13 protein-coding genes are annotated in these 20,469 nt (G+C 47.1%); 10 read left to right on the top strand and 3 right to left on the bottom strand.

From position 1 onward, the window contains the following. Window positions 1-40: 40 nt before the first annotated feature. The 7 genes from ACPW7J_RS13185 (at window position 41) to ACPW7J_RS13155 (ending at window position 10,094) form a co-directional block, all read left to right on the top strand. Window positions 41-214, top strand: a complete 174-nt coding sequence (locus tag ACPW7J_RS13185; RefSeq protein WP_425755404.1) for a hypothetical protein — start codon at window positions 41-43, stop codon at window positions 212-214. A gap of 164 nt (window positions 215-378) precedes the next feature. After that, on the top strand, window positions 379-1,653 hold the full coding sequence (locus ACPW7J_RS13180) for an LCP family protein (protein WP_425755403.1): 1,275 nt from the start codon (window positions 379-381) through the stop codon (window positions 1,651-1,653). A 311-nt stretch (window positions 1,654-1,964) separates the two neighbouring features. Then, window positions 1,965-3,248, top strand: coding sequence for a 4Fe-4S binding protein (locus ACPW7J_RS13175; protein WP_425755402.1), 1,284 nt, complete (start codon window positions 1,965-1,967; stop codon window positions 3,246-3,248). A 23-nt stretch (window positions 3,249-3,271) separates the two neighbouring features. Continuing rightward, window positions 3,272-6,778, top strand: coding sequence for a pyruvate:ferredoxin (flavodoxin) oxidoreductase (nifJ, locus tag ACPW7J_RS13170; RefSeq protein WP_425757527.1), 3,507 nt, complete (start codon window positions 3,272-3,274; stop codon window positions 6,776-6,778). Between the two features lie 18 nt (window positions 6,779-6,796). Continuing rightward, entirely contained in the window at window positions 6,797-7,651 is an 855-nt protein-coding gene (locus ACPW7J_RS13165) for a sulfide/dihydroorotate dehydrogenase-like FAD/NAD-binding protein (RefSeq protein ID WP_424960498.1), read from the top strand. Then, window positions 7,644-9,032 (top strand): NADPH-dependent glutamate synthase, encoded by a 1,389-nt coding sequence (gltA, locus tag ACPW7J_RS13160; RefSeq protein WP_425755401.1) that lies wholly within the window; start codon window positions 7,644-7,646, stop codon window positions 9,030-9,032. The genes ACPW7J_RS13165 and gltA overlap by 8 nt, the downstream gene beginning before the upstream one ends. Window positions 9,033-9,230: 198 nt before the next feature. Continuing rightward, window positions 9,231-10,094: a BRO family protein gene (locus ACPW7J_RS13155; RefSeq protein ID WP_161875438.1), complete on the top strand. Its 864-nt coding sequence runs from the start codon at window positions 9,231-9,233 to the stop codon at window positions 10,092-10,094. Window positions 10,095-10,125: 31 nt separating this feature from the next. Here ACPW7J_RS13155 and ACPW7J_RS13150 read toward each other — a convergent pair whose 3' ends face one another. Next, entirely contained in the window at window positions 10,126-11,445 is a 1,320-nt protein-coding gene (locus ACPW7J_RS13150; protein WP_425755400.1) for an ATP-binding protein, read from the bottom strand. 345 nt (window positions 11,446-11,790) lie between these two features. Next, window positions 11,791-13,059: an argininosuccinate synthase gene (locus ACPW7J_RS13145; RefSeq protein ID WP_424960502.1), complete on the bottom strand. Its 1,269-nt coding sequence runs from the start codon at window positions 13,057-13,059 to the stop codon at window positions 11,791-11,793. Between the two features lie 205 nt (window positions 13,060-13,264). Between ACPW7J_RS13145 and carA the strand changes: the two genes are divergently transcribed. The 3 genes from carA (at window position 13,265) to ACPW7J_RS13130 (ending at window position 19,086) form a co-directional block, all read left to right on the top strand. Continuing rightward, entirely contained in the window at window positions 13,265-14,365 is a 1,101-nt protein-coding gene (gene carA, locus ACPW7J_RS13140) for a glutamine-hydrolyzing carbamoyl-phosphate synthase small subunit (protein ID WP_424960503.1), read from the top strand. After that, on the top strand, window positions 14,365-17,541 hold the full coding sequence (carB, locus tag ACPW7J_RS13135; RefSeq protein WP_424960504.1) for a carbamoyl-phosphate synthase (glutamine-hydrolyzing) large subunit: 3,177 nt from the start codon (window positions 14,365-14,367) through the stop codon (window positions 17,539-17,541). The genes carA and carB overlap by 1 nt, the downstream gene beginning before the upstream one ends. A 207-nt stretch (window positions 17,542-17,748) precedes the next feature. After that, window positions 17,749-19,086 (top strand): acetyl-CoA hydrolase/transferase C-terminal domain-containing protein, encoded by a 1,338-nt coding sequence (locus ACPW7J_RS13130; RefSeq protein ID WP_161875443.1) that lies wholly within the window; start codon window positions 17,749-17,751, stop codon window positions 19,084-19,086. A 74-nt stretch (window positions 19,087-19,160) separates the two neighbouring features. On the opposite strand, the gene ACPW7J_RS13125 is transcribed toward ACPW7J_RS13130, so the two are convergent. Then, the gene (locus ACPW7J_RS13125) at window positions 19,161-20,111 is read right to left on the bottom strand and encodes an AI-2E family transporter (protein WP_161875444.1); all 951 of its coding nucleotides are present in this window, start codon (window positions 20,109-20,111) and stop codon (window positions 19,161-19,163) included. Between the last annotated feature and the right edge of the window lie 358 nt (window positions 20,112-20,469).

Raw genomic sequence — 20,469 nt, 5'->3', positions numbered from 1 at the left:
TCGGCAAGCCACAGGCGCAGACGGAAGCGAGGCAGGTCTTATGTCAGGAGTGCAGGAGCTTTGCTCCGTGGCACTCTACGGCGGAAGCCCTAGCCCGCTGATCGGCAAGCCACAGGCGCAGACGGAAGCGAGGCAGGTCTTATGTCAGGAGTGCAGGAGCTTTGCTCCGTGGCACTCTACGGCGAGGCGAGCTGAAAGCGAAGACAGAGGTTAGTGCTTATGGTATAATGAACGCAACTGATTAAAACGGCGTTGCCGTAGGGAAGCGTTCATTGAATCATGACTTGCGATTCTATATTCAGAGGAATCGTCATGGTATAATGTCTACACGACAGCGGGCGGACGTCGGATGCATTCTATGAGAAGGGAAACTGAATTTTGAGAAGTAATAAATATAGTAATGGAAACAAGGAAACCTGTGATTTTAAGGGTATGAAATATAGTCCGGAATTGATTCGGCAATTAGAGGATCCAGAGTATGCCAGAGCTGCCGAGGAGTATGAGAGACAGGCACGAAGGCGATCAAGGGATACGGAAGCGCAACGTAGAAGTGGACGGACAACGGAACCGGCAAGAAGCGGCGCGGCTGCTCGCAGTAAAAAGGGAAGTAGTAGAGGTAAAGCAAAGAAAAAATACAAATGGAATAAAAAAACTCTGATTCGCAATGTGTTGAGCCTGGTATTGCTGATGGCCATTGTTGGGACAGGCCTATTTTTCTGGCTGACGAGAAATTTTGATCATATAGACACAGATAAGGATATGTTTGCAATCGATCCGCAGGTTGCTGATGATTTAAGCGGATATAGAAATATCGTCATTCTGGGCTCAGACGCCAGAGCGGACGAAGGATATGATGGAAGCAGGACGGATGCGATTATCATTATGAGTATTAAGAAGTCTAACGGTGATATTCGTTTAATTTCAGTTATGCGTGACAGTTATTTAAAAATGGGTTATATGGACGGATCTATGGTCTTGGATAAAATTACCCATGCGCATCATTATGCAGGAGGCGTTAATACCTGCGCCGCATTAAACCGAAGCTTAGACCTTAATATTGAGGAGTTCGTTATTTTTAATTGGAAGGCTGTTGCTGACGCGGTAGATTGTCTGGGCGGCGTAGAAGTTAATGTGAAGAAGAATGAAATCAGTGATTTGAATACCTGGGGACCGGAGACCGCAAGAAATACGGGTGGAACGTATCACAAGATTAGTAAAAGTGGTAAACAGACTTTGGACGGCGTACAGGCTACGACCTATTGCCGGATTAGAAAGAACAGCGGCGGAGATGAGGGTCGAAGCGTGCGGTATAAGAAAATTATGGCGGCTGTTATGAAAAAGGCTTTAACACATCCGTGGAAGTTGGGCGAATTATCAAATACGGTATTCCCTAACATCAGAACGAATATGACACAGCTGGATATGTTTACCGCAGCAGTTCGCGCGCCGGGATACGATTTTAAAAAAAGTATAAGCTGGCCAAAGAATTATTACGCAGGACTATTGGGAGAAATCTCATATGTAGTACCGGTTACACTGGAAAGTGAAGTACAGCGGCTACATGAGAGAGCATTCGGACAAAAAGGTTATCAGGTTAGTGACACCTGTAGTGAAATCAACCAGGAAATCATCAATGATACGGGTTTACAATAAGAATATCTAAAAGTATATAATTTATATGGATGAGAGGCATATGATGTTGAGACATGGCCTCTCCTTTTTCATGTCAAAATTCCCATGAAATTACATTTTAACGAGTTAAAGCGCTTTAGTACATAACAGTGCGAAAGCGTTGGAAAATGGCGGTTTTTGAATTTTCTGATGAATTTGTACAACCAAAAAAACATTGATATTTCAACGAAAATGGCCATTGAAAGGTTGACTTTACAATACTAAGGGGGTAATATGAATTTAAGTTGTATACAGAATAATTTCAAATATAACGAGGCAAAGGAGGAAACATTATGAGTACCAATCAGAATGTGACTGCAGAAGTTATAGAAAAGATCTTATCGCTTCTGCCGGGCGCAGACTGCGGCGGAGGCTGCGGCAAGGAGACTTGCCGGGCATGCGCGGAGGCGATTTTAAGCGGCGAGAGTGTAGCGCTGTGTCCGGCGTGCGGCCAGGAAGCAGTAGATGCCATTGCTGATGTCTGCGGCAGAGAAACCGAAGAAACAAAAGATGAAATCGCCTTTGTTTTTTGCAGTGGCGATGCTGCGGGAAGGAAACGATTTGCGGGAAAAACCTGCCGGGAGGCGAAAGAGGCAGGCTTTGAAAGAGGCGAGTGCAAATACGGCTGTATTGGCTGCGGCGACTGCGTCAGCGTTTGTAAATTTGACGCAATGAAAGCAGCGGATGGTGAAATCATCATCGATCCCGAAAAGTGTAACGGATGCGGCGCATGCGCGGCAGAGGACGCTTGTGTACAGGGACTGATTCGCATGGTGCCGAGGGATGCGACCAACTTTATCCCGTGTTCCAATCGGGACGAGGATGACGATAAGGTCAGAGAAATCTGCGGTTTCGGCTGTATCGGCTGCGGCGACTGCGTCAGAGCATGTCCGGAAGGCGCGGTGGAAATCATCGACAACCACGCTGTCATCGATTACGACAAGTGCGTCGGCTGTGTAGCCTGCACCGTAAAATGCAAGAAAAAAATCATCGTGGATACCATGCACGATTTAACTAAATTAAAAGAAAAGGTCGCCTTTGTAAAGTGCAGCGGCTTTAATGAACACGCATATAAAGAGGCTGGATTTACAAGCTGCAAAGAAGCTGCAGCCAAGGCCGCCCCGAAAGCTATGGGTATCTGTACCACAGGATGTACTGGGCAGGGAGACTGTGTCAAAGTATGTCGTTACGGCGCCATCGAAGTTGTCAACGGTAGCGCCCAGGTAAATCCTGATAAGTGCGTCGGCTGTAAGGACTGCTACTACGCTTGTCCGAAGAGCCTGATTGAAATGGTGCCGTACAAAGGCGCGAAGATGGTACCTTGCAGTTCCACCGCGGACTATGCGGACAAAGCGGCAGTATGCGGAAGCGCATGCATTGCCTGCGAAGACTGTTTTGCAAACTGTCCAAATGGCGCGATACATATGGAAGACGCTCACGCGGTCATTGATCCGGAAGCTTGTGAGAACTGTCAGGTTTGTCAGTATATGTGTCAGAGAGGCATCATCAAGGAAAGAGAAGTCCCTGAATATAACTATTTACAGAGAGCCGCCCTTGGCATGCGGGAAGGAGAGTGATTACGGTGAGAAAATTAAAGACAATGGACGGAAATACGGCTGCTGCTCACGTAGCATACGCGTTTTCTGAGGTTGCTGCCATTTACCCAATCACACCATCTTCTCCAATGGCAGAAAGCATGGACGAATGGGTATCTCAGGACAGAACCAACATCTTTGGCGAAAAAGTGAAAATCGTAGAAATGGAATCTGAAGCGGGCGCTGCAGGCGCGGTACACGGCTCTATTACAGCCGGTTCCTACACCTCTACCTTTACAGCTTCTCAGGGGCTCCTTTTGATGATTCCAAACATGTATAAACTGGCAGGAGAGCAGACGCCGACTGTATTTCACGTAGCGGCAAGAGCGCTGGCAACCCATGCGCTGTCCATCTTCGGCGACCACTCCGACGTCATGGGATGCCGTCAGACCGGTTTTGCCATGCTGGCGTCTAACAGCGTGCAGCAAGCAATGGATCTGGCTGCCGTGGCGCACCTTGCGACCATCGCAGGCAAGCTGCCGATGCTCCACTTCTTCGACGGTTTCAGAACGTCTCACGAGAACCAGAAGATAGAAATCTGGGATTACGAGGATTTGAAGGAAATGGTGGACTGGGACGCAGTGAAGGCATTTAAGGCAAGATCGATTCACCCGATGCACCCACACAGCATGGGCAGCGCGGAACAGCCGGAAACTTTCTTCCAGCACAGAGAAGCCTGCAACAGCGCTTATCTGGAAACTGCTGACTTAGTAAACGAATACATGGAAAAAGTCAATGCCAAAATCGGCACGGACTATAAACCGTTTAACTATTACGGCGTGCCTGACGCAGAGGAAATCATCGTGGCGATGGGTTCTGTCTGCGATGCGGCAGAGGAACTGGTCGACTACCTGACTGCAGAGGGTAAGAAAGTGGGCATCATCGAAGTCCATCTGTATAGACCGTTCTCCGTAAAATACCTGCTGAACGTTATGCCTGAAACGGTTAAGAAAATCGCCGTTTTGGACAGAACCAAAGAACCGGGCGGCATGGGCGAGCCTTTGTTCTTAGATATCGTAGCAGCTCTGCGTGGCACCAAGTTTGAAAACTGTCTGGTAGTAGGCGGTCGTTATGGTCTGGGTTCCAAGGATACGCAGCCTGGCGATATTCTGGCAGTGTATCAGAACTTATGGGCAGACGAGCCGAAGAAGGAATTTACCATTTCCATCACGGACGATGTAACTGGTCTGTCCCTGCCGACTACAGAAAATCCAGACGTTGCGCCAAAGGGCACTAAGGCCTGCAAGTTCTGGGGTCTGGGTGCGGACGGTACGGTAGGCGCTAACAAGAACTCCGTTAAGATTATCGGTGACCACACAGATAAGAAAGTACAGGCATACTTCCAGTATGACTCCAAGAAATCCGGCGGCGTGACCATTTCTCACCTGCGTTTTGGCGACGAACCGATTAAGTCCTCCTACTATGTAAAACAGGCTGACTTTGTCGCATGCCATAACGCCGCTTACTTACAGCGTTACGAAATGGTGCAGGACGTAAAACCGGGCGGATTCTTCCTCCTGAACTGTGTATGGAGCGACGAAGAATTAGAAGAACATCTCCCTGCAAAGGTTAAGAGATACATCGCGAAGAATCACATTCAGTTCTACACCTGCGACGCGGTTTCCATCGCAAAGGAAATCGGTCTGGGCGCAAGAAGAACCAACACGGTACTGCAGGCTGCTTTCTTTAAACTGGCGAACATTATTCCGATTGAAGAAGCAGCAGGGTACATGAAAGATGCCATCAAAAAGACCTACGGCAAGAAGGGCGAAAACATCGTCAATATGAACATGGCGGCAGTAGACGCCGGCATTGCCAACGTACATAAGGTAGAAGTACCTGCCGCATGGGCAGACGCACCGGACGATGCGCCGGCTGCTGCTATGGTAGGACGTGATCAGATGCACACAGACTACCTGAACAAGGTATTGGTTCCAACCAACACCCTGACTGGTGATGCAGTGCCTGTATCCACATTCTTGGATACGGCAAGCGGCATGGTACCTGCAGGTACAGCAGCCTTTGAAAAGAGAGGCATCGCAACGGATATCCCTGTCTGGAACAAAGACAACTGTATGCAGTGTAACTGGTGTTCCTATGTTTGTCCGCACGGCGTCATCAGACCGTTCGTACTGGATGAAACAGAAGTAGACAAGGTAAACGGCGATTACCTTGCTATGAAGGGCGTGCGCGGCAAGTTCTTTACCCTGGGAATTTCCGCTCTGGACTGCACAGGCTGCGGTTCCTGCGCGCAGGTTTGCCCGGCGAGAAAGAAAGCGCTGGAAATGACCCCTGCAGAAGACGACGTCGTACAGACTTCTCAGGAAAAATACAACTATCTGTTCCACGAAGTAACAGAAAAAGAAGTTCCGTTTAAGGACAATACCGTCAAAGGTTCCCAGTTCAAGCAGCCGCTCCTTGAGTTCTCCGGCGCTTGTCCGGGCTGTGGGGAATCTCCATATGCGAAACTGGTCACTCAGTTATTCGGCGACAGAATGTTCATCGCAAACGCTACAGGCTGTTCCTCCATCTGGGGCTGCTCCGCGCCGAGCACACCTTACACGGTAAACAAAGAAGGCAGAGGTCCTGCGTGGGCAAACTCTCTCTTTGAGGATAACGCTGAATTTGGTCTTGGTATGGCGATTTCCATGCAGGCAAGAAGAAACGAATTGAAATCCGCGGCAGAAAGACTGGCAGACGTGGTAGGCGTACCTGCAAAGGCTTGGGTCGCTTCCATGAACGACGCTGACGCGGCAGAAGAAACCGGCAAGATCCTGCTGGCAGAATGTGAAAAAATAGCAGACAGCAATGCGGACGCGAAATACGTGGTAGACAATCAGGATATGCTGATTAAGCCTTCCATGTGGATCTTTGGCGGCGACGGCTGGGCGTACGACATCGGCTACGGCGGCCTTGACCACGTACTTGCTTCCGGCGAAAACGTAAACGTGATGGTATTCGATACAGAGGTTTATTCAAATACCGGCGGACAGTCCTCCAAGGCTACTCCGATTGGCGCGGTTGCTAAGTTCGCTGCTTCCGGAAAGAATGTGAAGAAGAAAGACTTGGCACAGATTGCCATGGCTTACGGCTATGTTTATGTAGCCCAGGTTGCGATGGGCGCAAACCCGGAACAGACCTTGAAAGCCATCAGAGAGGCGGAAAGCTATGACGGTCCTTCCCTGATTATCGCTTACGCGCCTTGCATTAACCAGGGTCTGAAAGTCGGCATGAACAAAGCGATGCTGGAAATGAAGAACGCGGTTAGAGCCGGTTACTGGAATCTGCTCAGATTCAATCCGATGCTGGCGGCAGAAGGAAGAAACCCTCTGTCCATCGATAGCGGCGCTCCATCCGAAAGCTACAGAGACTTCCTGATGAGCGAAGTTCGTTACAACTCCTTACAGCTGAAATTCCCTGAAAGGGCAGAAGAACTGTTCAGAAAGTCCGAAGAAATGGCAATGGACAGATACGCGCACTTGCTCAATCAGAAGAAAAGCTATGATAACTAAGGAAGGAGGATGGAGAAGATGAAATTGTTTGAAGTAACTTATAAAAGAAGACTCAATGACAACATGGTATGGCTGAAAATCTATGCGCCGCTGGTTGCAAGAAAAGCAAAACCGGGTCAGTTCATCATCCTTCGTACGGATGAATATGGTGAGAGAATCCCTCTCACCATGGCAGGTCACAACGAAGAAGACGGCACCATCGATCTGATTTACGCGGCAGTCGGCAGAACTACCATGCTGATGGATCAGCTGGAAGTAGGCGACTGCTTTGCGGATATCGTTGGACCTCTGGGCAAACCGACCAAGATGGACGGTCTGAAAAGAGTTTGCGTGGTCGGCGGCGGCACAGGAAACGCTCTGGCTTATCCGCTGGCTTGCGGCATGCATGACCACGGCGTGGAAACTGTCATGATCGAAGGCTTCAAGACCAAAGATCTGGTCATCCTGGAGGATGAATTCAGAGCCGGGGTCGATGAACTTTATGTGATGACCGACGACGGCTCCTACGGCGAAAAAGGATTCACCACCGCAAAGCTTGAGGAACTGATTCAGGCAGGGGAAAAATTTGACGAAGTCATCGCGGTAGGACCGCCGATGATGATGAAATTCACCTGTCAGATTGCAGAAAAATACGGAATTCACTCCGTTGCATCCCTGACTGCATACATGATTGACGGAACCGGCATGTGCGGCGGCTGCCGCTGCAACATCGGCGGAGAAGACAAATTCGTATGCGTGGACGGACCGGAATTTGACGGCGCTCTGGTAGACTGGGATGAGCTGATTCAGAGGAGCGCTTACTATTCCGACCAGGAAGCAGAAGACAGAGCACACGTGTGCCGCTTGACAGGAGGTGTTCGTTACCATGATTAATTTAGTAAGAGAAAAGAACCCGATGCCGGAACAGGCGCCAGATGTGCGTAATAAGAACTTCCTGGAAGTTTCCTCCGGCTATACAGAAGAAATGGCAGTAAGTGAGGCGATGCGATGCCTCAAGTGTCGTAAAAAGCCTTGCATGAGCGGCTGTCCTGTTATGGTGAAAATTCCTGATTTTATCGCGAAAATTGCCGAAGGGGAATTTGAGGAAGCCTATCAGATTATCAGCGAAACCAGCAGCCTGCCTGCCATCTGCGGTCGTGTGTGTCCGCAGGAAAACCAGTGCGAAGGAAAATGCGTACACGGTGTGAAAGGCGAACCGGTTGCCATCGGTCGTCTGGAACGTTTTGCGGCTGACTGGCACGCGGAACATTATGGCGATGAAGAAATTAAACCGGCTGAAAGCAACGGTCACAAGGTGGCTGTCATCGGCGCAGGTCCTGCAGGGCTTGCATGCGCAGGGGACTTGATTAACAAAGGCTACGAAGTAACCGTTTACGAAAGCTTACACAAGACCGGCGGCGTACTGGTTTACGGGATTCCGCAGTTCCGTCTGCCGAAAGAAATCGTAGCTGCTGAAGTTGCCAAGCTGGAAGCCAAGGGCGTAAAATTTGTGACCAACGCTATCGTAGGCCGCGCCATTACTGTGGATGAACTGATGCAGGAAGAAGGCTTCGAATCCGTATTCATCGGAACCGGCGCAGGACTTCCGTCCTTTATGAAGATTCCTGGTGAAAACCTGCTGGGCGTATGTTCCGCCAACGAATATCTGACCCGAATCAATCTGATGAAGGCTTATCTGCCGGAATACGATACGCCGATTCAGCATGCGGATAAGATTGCAGTGGTCGGCGGCGGCAACGTTGCTATGGACGCTGCAAGATGCGCAAAGCGTATGGGCGCCAGTGAAGTTTATATCATCTATCGTCGTAGCATGGAGGAACTGCCTGCCAGAGCAGAGGAAGTCCATCATGCCATGGAAGAAGGGATTATCTTCAAGCTGTTGACAAATCCTGTAGAAATCAAGGGTGATGAAACAGGTCATGTCACCGGTATCGAATGTGTATCGATGGAACTAGGCGAACCGGACGCTTCCGGACGCCGCAGACCTGTCGTAATCGAAGGCTCCAATCACGTGGTTCCTGTGGATATGGTTATCATGTCCATCGGTACTAAGCTGAACACTTTGATTCTGGATACCACAGAAGAACTTGCCGCAAATGAGCGCGGCGGCATCGGCGCTGACGCGGATGCTGCGACAAATCGTCCGGGCATATTTGCCGGAGGCGACGCCGTAACCGGCGCGGCCACTGTCATCAAAGCCATGGGCGCTGGCAAAACCGCTGCCGCGGGGATTGATCAGTATTTGAGTAAATAAGACAGATTATGAGAGCAAGGCACTTGGCTGAAGCAAATTGCCTTGCTCTATTTTTTGACCTTTTTCGCACATTAGTAGGCAAGTACCTATTAATTGGTGAAGAAATGTGTTACACTAAGGTTGCTAAAATTTTCGATCAGGCAGACTGCAATCCTGCTGTCAGATAAATCGTTGCCAGAAAGGGGCAAATTTTCATATATGGAAAACGATAATATTCAGCTATTTGAAAATAGAAAAATCCGTACCGCTTGGGACGAGGAACAGGAAGAATGGTATTTTTCGATCACGGATGTGGTCGCTGTATTAACGGACAGCCCAAATCCGCAAACATACTGGCGTGTGTTAAAAAAACGTTTAAAAGACGAGGGAAATGAAACCGTTACAAACTGTAACGGTTTGAAAATGACTGCCGCAGATGGCAAAAAACGCATGACGGATGTCGCAACGATGGAGCAGCTTTTGCGTATCATTCAGTCAATCCCTTCACCGAAAGCAGAGCCTTTTAAGGCATGGTTAGCTACTGTCGGTGCGGAACGGATTGAGGAAACCATCGATCCAGAGCTTACGATTGACCGTGCTCTTGCTACATACCTGCAAAAAGGCTATACACGAGAATGGATTAATCAGCGTTTACAGGCTATCCAAGTTCGTAAGGAGCTGACTGATGAATGGCAGGACAGAGGTGTAGCGCAGGGCAAAGAATATGCAATTTTAACCAATGAGATTACACGGGCTTGGTCCGGCATGAACACGCAGCAGTACAAAAAACTAAAAGGTTTAAAAAAACAAAATCTGCGTGATAACATGAGTACGACAGAGCTTATCTTGAATATGCTTGCGGAAACTTCCACCACCGACATATCCAAAGAGGAAAAGCCGACTACTTTTGAAGAAAATCAAGAGGTTGCCCGCCGTGGCGGACGGGTGGCGGGAATTGCAAGGCAAGCTTTGGAAGCAGAAACGGGAAAGCCCGTCATCACTTCCAAAAACGCCGTGGATTTTGCAAAGCTCATTGATGAGGTTGTGAAAGAGGTTGAACAGCCCAAAGAAGATGATGAATAATCTCAACATTCGACATAGAATCTGATAGGGCTTATTCTGAAATTAGCCAGTCAATTAAATTGATGGATTTTATACCCTCATAGGAAGAATCCATTCCGGGGTTCAGGGAAAGAATGATCTTCTCATAGTTGTCACTGATTTTTTGAAGTGGAGTCAATTCTCGTTTGCGAACGACCTCACTTACCATGGATTCCGTGACCTGAACATAGATTTTGTCGTCTGCTTTTGCTGCAATAAAATCAACCTCGGCGTTATCAATCTTACCAATAGAGACGTCATAGCCTCGGCGAAGCAGCTCAAAGTAGACAACATTTTCTATTGCATGACCGCTGTCACGATCTCTGAAACCAAGCAGGTAGTTCCTAAGTCCAATATCTACAATATAGTATTTTCCCAGCGTTCGTAAGAATTCTTTTCCCTTAATATCAAATCTTTTGATGTCATAGAAAAAATATGCTTCCAGCAGAGCATTCACATAGTTCTGAACGGTATGGGCGCTCGGTATTCCTTTTCGTTTGCCATCTTCGAGCAATCCTTCATTCATCAGTGTATTTCCGATAGAGGAAACGGATATATTGCTGCCAATGTTATCTGCAAGAAACAGGGCAATCTTTTTTAAGAGAATCGGGTCGGCGATTTTCTTTTGTCCTCTGCGATTTTCTCGTTCAAGAATATCTCTCATAATTACGGTAGAGTAGATGCCCTCAAGCAGCATCAATACTTTTTCCTGGTCTAATCCTATATCGGCGATGCCCGGCATTCCTCCAAATCGCATGTATGCGTCAAAAACTTCACGAAGGTCATAATGTTCCCCATTTTGATCAAAGACCTGTTTGCGGATGCCGCCCAACGCACTTTTTGTTTCCCTGATTTCAAAATCATGAAAGGTAAGAAATTCAGAGAATGATAAAGGAAGCATTTTTATCTCTACACATCTGCCGGATAGATAAGTGGCGTATTCGGAGGAGAGCATATAAGCATTTGAACCGGTGACATAAATATCGCAGTTAAAATCAACGCGAAAAGAATTAACTGCATCTTCCCAGCCAGGAACACGCTGAACCTCATCAAAGAAAAGGTACATTCTTTTACCCGGCATGATGTGCTGTTTGACATATTCATAGAAAGCGTCGCTATTCATATTTTTGAAGGCGTAGGATTCAAAATTCATTTCAAGAATTTGATCATCAGCAATGCCGTTTTCCCTTAGGTGAAGGGTCATTAGTTTAAGTAGACTGGATTTTCCACATCTGCGGATTCCGGTAACAACCTTCACAGGTTCCGTATCCTGAAATGCTATCATTTTATTTAAGTATAAATCTCTTTTCTTGAGTTCATGGGAATCAATCATTGGACATTCCTCCTTGCAGCAAGAGTATAGCATAAATTTTTGAAAAAAACAAGTTTTTGCACTTAAATGCAAAAAAATTAAAAACTTAATATAACCTGGGGAAATCTGGTTATGTATGAGGCTGATGAAGTGGCAAATATAGCAGAACTTTTGATGAGTGAAAAAGGAGCGCTTATTACCGGAACAGGATAAAAAGAGGACGGCTATTAGTGATCACTGCGATGAAATTTATATTGGTTTCCGAATTATTGGGGAACTATGCTTAAAATAAGCGAATACAAAAGCAAGACTTCCAAAGCCTCCGAAAGTCTTGCTTTTTCATTTCAGCTATTTTATTTATCCTGCCTATTCTACGAAGGAGCCACCCTTGAAGATCTGCTTTGGCAGCGCTTTCTGGGCTTCAGGAATGCCTTCCAGGTTTTGTTTTTGAATAGCTCTGATTTTCAACGGGAGCGAGAACAAATTGATGAAGCCCTCAGCATCAGACTGATCATAAACCTCGTCAGCGCTGAATGTGGCGAACTCCTCGTTATATAAGGAGTATGGGGATTTGCTGGCTACAGGCCACACCGTGCCTTTGTATAATTTCATCTTTACAGTACCGGTGACCTGTTTTTGCGTTTCATCGACAAAAGCAGAGATTGCCTGACGCAGAGGTGTGAACCACAGGCCGTCATAGACTAGCTGGGCAAATTTCTGGGAGACAATATTTCTGTATTGCATAGTATCTCTGTCCAAAATGAGTTTTTCCAGGTCCTTGTGAGCCGCAAACAAAATCGTTCCGCCAGGAGTTTCGTATACGCCTCTGGACTTCATGCCGACCAGACGGTTTTCAATGATATCGATTGTTCCGATACCGTTTGCTTTTCCGAGCTGATTTAGTTTCGTAAGTAATTCTACAGGAGATAGTTTTACCCCATCTAAAGCTACAGGGACGCCCTTTTCAAAATCAATTTCAACATAAGTAGGATGATCAGGAGCGTCTTCAGGAGCCATAGACATGATGTGTATATCGCGGTTGTGTTCATTCCATGGGTTTTCCAGATTACCGCCTTCGTGACTGATATGCCAGATGTTTTCATCTCTGGAATAGATTTTTTCCACGGTCTGATTGATAGGAATATTGTGGGATTTTGCATAGGCGATGCAATCCTCGCGGGATTTCAGATCCCAAATTCTCCATGGAGCGATAATTTTGATCGCCGGATTCAACGCGTGAATTGTGGTTTCAAATCTAACCTGATCGTTTCCCTTTCCGGTGCAGCCGTGAGCGATAGTAAACGCTCCTTCTTTTTCTGCGATTTCCACAATCTTTTTGGCCTGCAGAGGTCTTGCCATAGATGTTCCCAGCAGGTAGTCGTTCTCGTAGACTGCGTCGGCCTTCAAAGTAGGGTAAATGAAATCTGTAATAAATTCCTCCTGAATATCCAATACATAGGCTTTGTCAGCTCCGGTAGCATAAGCCTTTTTTTCGATCGCTGCGAAGTTCTCTTTTTGACCGGTGTTGCAACATACAGCGATAACTTCGCAGTCGTAGTGCTCTTTTAACCAGGCGATGATAATCGATGTGTCCAGGCCGCCTGAGTAGGCCAGAACGATTTTTTCTTTTGCCATGTTTCTTCCTCCTGAATTATATAAATATTTACAAGTCTGAATAAAAATAAATCATTGAAGGTACTATATCACAAACGTAACGGGAAATCAAGAGTAAATTTCGATAAAAATAACAAAATATGAAAAAATATGAATTTATGCTTGCATATTTATAATTATGGTAGTATACTCTTTCGTTAGAATGTAAAGCAAAGGGAGGAATTCCATGAAAGGACTGATTTATTTAGAAGACGGTAGCATATATAAAGGAAAGGGATTTGGCGCTGGGAAGACCAACGTGGGAGAACTAGTTTTTAATACGGCGATGACCGGTTATCAGAAAACCCTGACCGATCCTTCCTATAGCGGACAGGTGATTACCATGACCTATCCACTACTGGGAAATTACGGGATTAATGAGGAAGATTATGAATCAGAACGCATTCACGCGTTAGGTGCAGTATGTCAGGATTTATGCACAAAGCCCAGTAATCACCGGAGCGCCAAGACAATCGACCAATGGTTCTGCGAACAAGGGATCCCCGGCGTTTACGGTGTGGACACCAGAGAGATGACCAGAAAGCTGAGAAGAACCGGCAGTCAGAAATGTGTTATCACCACAGAGGATTTGGCGGTAAGCGATCTTAGAAGATTAATCGCGGAGACGACACTTTCCCAGGATCAGATGAAAACAGCCGGTGTGAAAGAAATCACAGAATGGAATACGCCGGATAGTGATTTTCATGTAGCTGTGCTGGATTTCGGTGTTAAACGCAGCATTCTCAAGGAATTGGCGGCGAGAGGCTGCAGCATGACCATTTATCCTTATGGGACTAAGGCAAAGACCATTCTGGCGGCAAAGCCTGACGGCGTTTTTCTGACCAATGGTCCTGGCGATCCGGCAGCAGCAGATGAAGCGGTATCCATCATTGAAAAATTGATTACTAACAGTAATTATGGACCGGATTCGATGCCGATTTTCGGTATCTGCATGGGTCATCAGCTTATCGCCTTGGCAAGCGGCGGCAGAACCTATAAAATGCAATACGGTCATCGAGGCTGCAATCATGGTGTATTCGACAAGAACACCGGCAGAAGCTACATTACGAGCCAAAATCACGGCTATGCGGTACAGTCAGAGAGCATCGTCTTAAAAGGTCTGGAAGTGACTCATTTAAATCTGAACGATGGTACGGTGGAAGGCATGTCCCATTTATCAAAACCTGTCTTTTCTGTGCAGTTTCACCCGGAATCCAACCCGGGTCCTAACGATACTGGTTATTTATTCGATCAGTTTGTCGATTTAATGAAAGGGGGAACACTGTAATGCCTAGAGATTTTACATTGGAAAAAGTTTTGATTATCGGCTCCGGTCCGATTATTATTGGACAAGCCGCGGAGTTTGATTATGCAGGTACACAGGCGTGCAAAGCCATCAGCGAAGAGGGGATTGAAACCATTCTGATCAACAGCAATCCGGCGACCATTATGACCGATCAGGGCATCGCCGATAAAGTATACCTAGAACCAATCACAGAGGAAGCGGTGGAGCAGATTCTTGAAAAAGAGCGGCCGGATGGCGTGCTGGCAGGCTTTGGTGGTCAGACCGGACTCAACCTTGCCATGGCGCTGGATGAGAAAGGTATTTTTAAGAAATATGGCGCGAAATTGCTTGGTGTCAACAAAGATAGCATCCACAAGGCGGAAGATCGGGAAGCCTTTAAAGAACTGATGCTTACGACAGGACATCCCATTCCGCCCAGCACCATTGCAACCAGTATGGAGGAGTGCAAAACCTTTGTAAAAGAAATCGGATATCCAGTGATCATCAGACCTGCCTATACCCTTGGTGGCACAGGTGGCGGCATCGCTCACAACGACGAAGAATTGGAACATTTCTGCCAGCTGGGCATCGAGAAAAGCGCCATCGGGCAGATTTTGCTGGAAAAGTCTGTAGCAGGCTGGAAAGAAGTGGAGTACGAGGTGATCAGGGACGGCAAGAATAACTGCATCATCATCTGTAGTATGGAAAATCTGGATCCGGTTGGTGTACATACCGGTGACAGCATCGTCGTAGCGCCGACTCAGACCTTGACCGACGGTCAGTATCAAATGCTGCGCGACGCGTCCCTTTCCATCATCAGAAGTCTGGAAATTGAAGGCGGCTGCAACGTGCAGTTTGCCCTGAATCCAGATAAGGACGAATACATTGTGATTGAAGTCAATCCGCGGGTGAGCCGTTCCTCCGCGCTGGCATCCAAAGCAGCAGGATACCCGATTGCGAAGATCGCCGCGAAGATTGCCATCGGCTATAGTCTAGACGAACTGAAAAACTATGTGACCGAAGGTTCCAGCGCCTGCTTTGAGCCGGCACTTGACTACTGTGTTGTAAAATTTCCTAAGTGGCCTTTCGATAAATTCCGCACGGCGTCCAGAAAGCTGGGCACTCAGATGAAGGCGACCGGCGAAATCATGGCAATCGACAGAAACTTTGAGAGCGCTCTTTTAAAGGCGATCGCCTCTTTGGAAACGGAAGGGACGGGACTGCGGGTGCCTTATGTGACCGGGCTTTCTGACAGCCGCCTCATGGAGAAACTCCTCGCATGCGACGACGAACGAATTTTCTGTATTGCAGAGGCATTTCGGCGAGGTCTGGCAGATGTAGAGGAAATTTTCAATTTGACGAAAATCGATCGCTGGTTTCTATATAAAATAGAAGGCATTGTACAGATGGAGAAAACCCTGCAGACGGAAGAAGTGACGGCGGATTTAATTCGCGAAGCGGAGCAGCGGGGCTTTACTGACGATGAAATTTTGGGACTGACCGGCATGGAGCGGGAAGTACTGCAGGACATCAGACTATACCATGACATTTATCCGGTGTATAAGGTGGTAGACACCTGTGCCGGAGAATTCGATGCTGTAACGCCGTACTATTACTCCAGTTATGGCGGCGAGAATGAGAGCGTCAAGAGCACCCATGAGAAAATTTTGGTGGTAGGCTCTGGACCGATTCGAATCGGACAGGGCATCGAGTTTGACTACTGCTGTGTGCAGGGCATCTGGGCGTTGAAAGAATTGGGCTATGAGTCTATCATCATCAATAATAATCCGGAAACGGTCAGTACCGATTTCGACACGGCGGATAAGCTGTACTTTGAACCGCTGCATACCGACGACGTCATGAACGTCATCAAACAGGAGCGACCGGAAGGGGTGATTCTGCAGTTTGGCGGGCAGACGTCTCTGAACCTTGCCTCAAAACTGGCGGCACGGAGCATCAAAATTTTGGGAACGCAAAACAAATACATCGACCTGGCGGAAGACCGGGAAAAATTTGCGAATCTCTTAGACCTTTTGGATATCGCTGCGCCGAAGGGCTGCGCAGTGCGTAATCAGGAGGAAGCATTTGAGGCAGTAGAACGTCTCGGCTATCCGCTGGTGGTTCGCCCGTCCTTTGTCATCGGCGGCAGAGCGATGCAGGTGGTATATTCCGACGCAGAATTGGAAACCTATCTGAAAGAAGCCGTAAAGCTCTCTCATGAGCATCCGGTTCTCATAGATAAGTATGTGGAAGGCAAGGAAATCGAGGTGGATGCAGTGGCAGACAGGGAAGACGTGTTGATTCCAGGCATTATGGAGCACGTTGAACGGACCGGCGTCCATTCCGGCGACAGCTGTACGGTCTATCCGACCTATTCATTGCCCCAGGAAGTGTTGGATCAGCTCCTTTCCGCGACAAAGCGGATCTGCCGCGCTCTGCACATTGTAGGTCTTGTAAACATTCAGTATGTCTGGGACGGCGAACGGATTTATGTGATCGAGGTGAATCCGCGGGCGTCAAGAACTGTGCCGATTCTGAGCAAAGTGACCAAGGTGCCTATGGTAAAGCTTGCGGTAGCAGTGATGACCGGAAAGAAACTAGCGTCCCTTGGCTATGGCGTGGATCTATATCCGGCACAGGATTACTATGCTGTAAAAGTGCCGGTTTTTTCCGACGCCAAGTTGACCGATGTAGATGTGGCAGTGGGACCGGAGATGAAGTCCACAGGAGAAGTGCTGGGCATAGATACGGATCTTGACAAAGCCATTTACAAAGGATTTCTCGGCGCCGGCATGGCAATTCCTACGACTGGCGGTGTATTTGTGTCCTTGAAAGATCACGATAAGACCGCGGAAAGCGCGGCGGTAATCAAACGCTATGTGGAGATGGGTTTTGCACTGTTTGCTTCCGCGGGAACGGCAGAATTTCTGAAAAGCTTCGGCATTCCTGCGTCAATTATAGATTACAGTGATGTAATTCCAAGAATTGCAGCGGATATTCAGGTCGTTATCAACACGCCGAAAGCCATTAACAAAATCGGTGCGGATACATTCCCGATCAGACGTGCAGCGATTGAGCATGGTTTGCCGGTGCTGACCTGTATGGATACGGCATGGGCTTTTGCCAAAGCAATTCAGCAAAAGCAGTCAGGCGCGTCTATTACCTGTCAGGCGCTATAGAAAATTATCTTTGAGGCGACCATCAAACTTTTTGTTAGAAAGTATACAAAATATTTGAAATTAGTACTAGGCTTTTTTTGAATTTTGTTGTATAATAAAAACGATAGGTTGTTAGATTTTTAACAGGTAGCGAATATCTCCCATTCCGTCAGGAAAGCGGGAGGCTCGCGCTGCTTCAAACACATTGAGGAAAGGAATTTTAGAAAGATGGATTATTTAAAGGAGTATAAGGAAAAATTACGTACCCCAGAAGAGGCTGTCAAGATTGTTAAGGACGGTGACTGGGTAGATTACAGCCAGACTTGTTCTTTCCCTACCGCTTTAGACAACGCACTGGCAGGCAGAACGGGAGAACTGAAGGATGTTAAGCTGAGACATGCCATCAGCATGAAGCCTGTGCAGGTTGTAGAACAGGATCCGAATCAGGAATCCTTCACGTATAACTTATGGCACACTTCCGGACTTGACCGTAAATACTGTGACCAGGGGAGAGCGTTTTATTCCCCAATGCTGTTCAGACACTGCGGCAGATACTATACTAAGGGTTTTGCGCCTGTAGATGTGGCTATGATTACCGTAGCGCCGATGGACGAATACGGTAACTTTAACTATGGTCTGACTAACTGCTGCCTGCAGGAAATGCTGGATCAGGCTAAGACTATAATTTTGGAAGTGAATCCAAACATGCCGAAGATTTATGGAAAATGCACAGACCATATCCACATTTCTCAGGTTGATTATGTAGTAGAGTCTGATGCGGAAATCGCGACTACACCAGTCGGAAAGGCTTCAGATATCGACAGAAAGATCGCGGAATATATCTTCCCATATCTGGAAGATGGTATTACATTACAGCTTGGTATCGGCGGTATGCCGGATTGTCTGGGCATGTTGATCGCAGACTCCGACTTGAAGGATTTGGGCATGCACACTGAATTGATGTCTAATGGGTATTTGAAGTTATATCAGTCCGGAAAAATGACTGACAGAAGAAAGAATATCGACAAAGGCAAGGGTGTATTTTCAATCTGCAGCGGTTCCAGAGAACTTTATGATTTCTTAAATGAAAATCAGATGATCGTATCTGCACCGATGGCATACGTCAACGATCCAGCGGTACTGAGACAGCATGAGAAATTTGTTTCCATCAACAGCTGTATTTCTATGGATCTCTACGGTCAGGTTTGCTCCGAAACGGCAGGTACTCGTCATATCAGCGGAACAGGCGGACAGCTTGACTTCGTAACAGGCGGATTGGAATGTCCTGGCGGAAAAGCATTTCTGGCATTCCCTTCGAGCCGTGTAGATAAAGAGGGAAATCGTCATTCCAACATCTTCCCGAAATTCACCCAGGGCGATGTAATCACTACGCCGAGAACACAGGCGCCTTACATGGTAACGGAATACGGTGTAGCGATACTTCCAGGCAAAGCAACATGGGAAAGAGCGGAAGCGATTATCAATATCGCGCATCCTGACTGCCGTGAAGACCTGATTAAGGCTGCGGAAGAACAGAGAATTTGGAGAAAGAGTAACAAACGTTAAATTATAAGAACATATTTGTATGTATTGCTGCGGCGTGGAATCCTTCACTGGATTTCTACGCCGCTTTTATTTGCTTATTGTGTCTCTGCCCATTTACAAAGAAGGACTTTTAGAATGCCGGCTGCCGGTACCGCCAGAATCATGGCGAAAATGCCGCCGGAATAAGCGGCAGCTGAGACTGCAGCCAGCACAAAGAGTGGATGGAGTCCAGTGGAATGGCCGATGATCTTGGGATAGATATAGTTGCACTCTGCCTGCTGTATAGCAAAAAGGGCTGCGGCAGCAAGAATTGCTTTTGTTAGACCGGCGGACAAATACGCAGACGCGGCGGCAGGAATCATGCCTAAAGCAGGACCGAAGTAGGGAATAATATTAGCAATACCAGCGAAACAGCCGATGAACACCGCAAAGTCTACATCCAGCAGAGTCAGCGCCAGAGAGGAAAGAAATGCAACGATAACGGAGTCGATGAATATTCCTCGGAGAAAAGCTGAGATAACTTCTGAAGATTCCAGTAATAACTCCCGAACGATTCCATGGACTTTTTGATTTAAAAACAGGTGCATGATTTTATTTCCTAAACGTAGAAAATATGCTTTGTCCAGTAATAGATAAACGCCGGCAACCATCCCGACAAAGAATCGGGCAGCTGCATTTCCCAGACTTTGCAGCAGGCGTCCCAGATCAGGCGCTTTTAGTGAAAAACCTAAATAGTTGGCCAGGGCGCTTTTGTACTGAAGATAATAGGCGCGAAGGGTGGATATAGCCTCCTGAAGTGATCCGGAAGTAATTCGCCCGGCAATGAGATCGGCGAACCCGAAGATGATTAAAACGACGGCGGACAGTACAGTGGCGTACGCCAGAAAGACAGCAGCAAGCCTTCTGCCGGCAAGCTTTTTGGTAATCCATTCCACATAGGGATCGAGAATGGCGGCAATCGCTACGCCGATAGCCAGTGGAATCAGCGCTTGACGCAGTATGAATAATATAGATAATATAAAAATCGCGATGATCCATTTTAACATAGCTGTCATAACCTCCTGAAAATAGTATGATAGCAATAGAGAGAAATTATGAAAAAATGTATTTGCGAAAGCGCTTATTATAGAATGGCGCGGGCAAGGATTCATTGTAAGAATATACCTGAAATAGCAGGGGTTTGGCCGATTATAGTGTTTACAAAAAAGAACATAAAAACTTTTAAGAGAGGTGTTGACGAAACGACCTCTCTTGTTGTATTATGTATGCAAGAAAAGAGGTTACCTAATAGAGAAATAAGAAATTTTTTCTGGTAACTAAAATTTTTTCAACAATCTTGTATACAGGATACAAGAAAAATACAAGACACGCATTACAAACGCATTATTTGAGAGGAGAAGACCA

This window comes from Ihubacter sp. rT4E-8 (assembly GCF_049852125.1).
Taxonomy (GTDB): domain Bacteria; phylum Bacillota; class Clostridia; order Peptostreptococcales; family Anaerovoracaceae; genus Senimuribacter.
The sequence above is the reverse complement of the archived record's forward strand: the minus strand, read 5'-3'. Positions and strand labels throughout refer to the sequence as shown.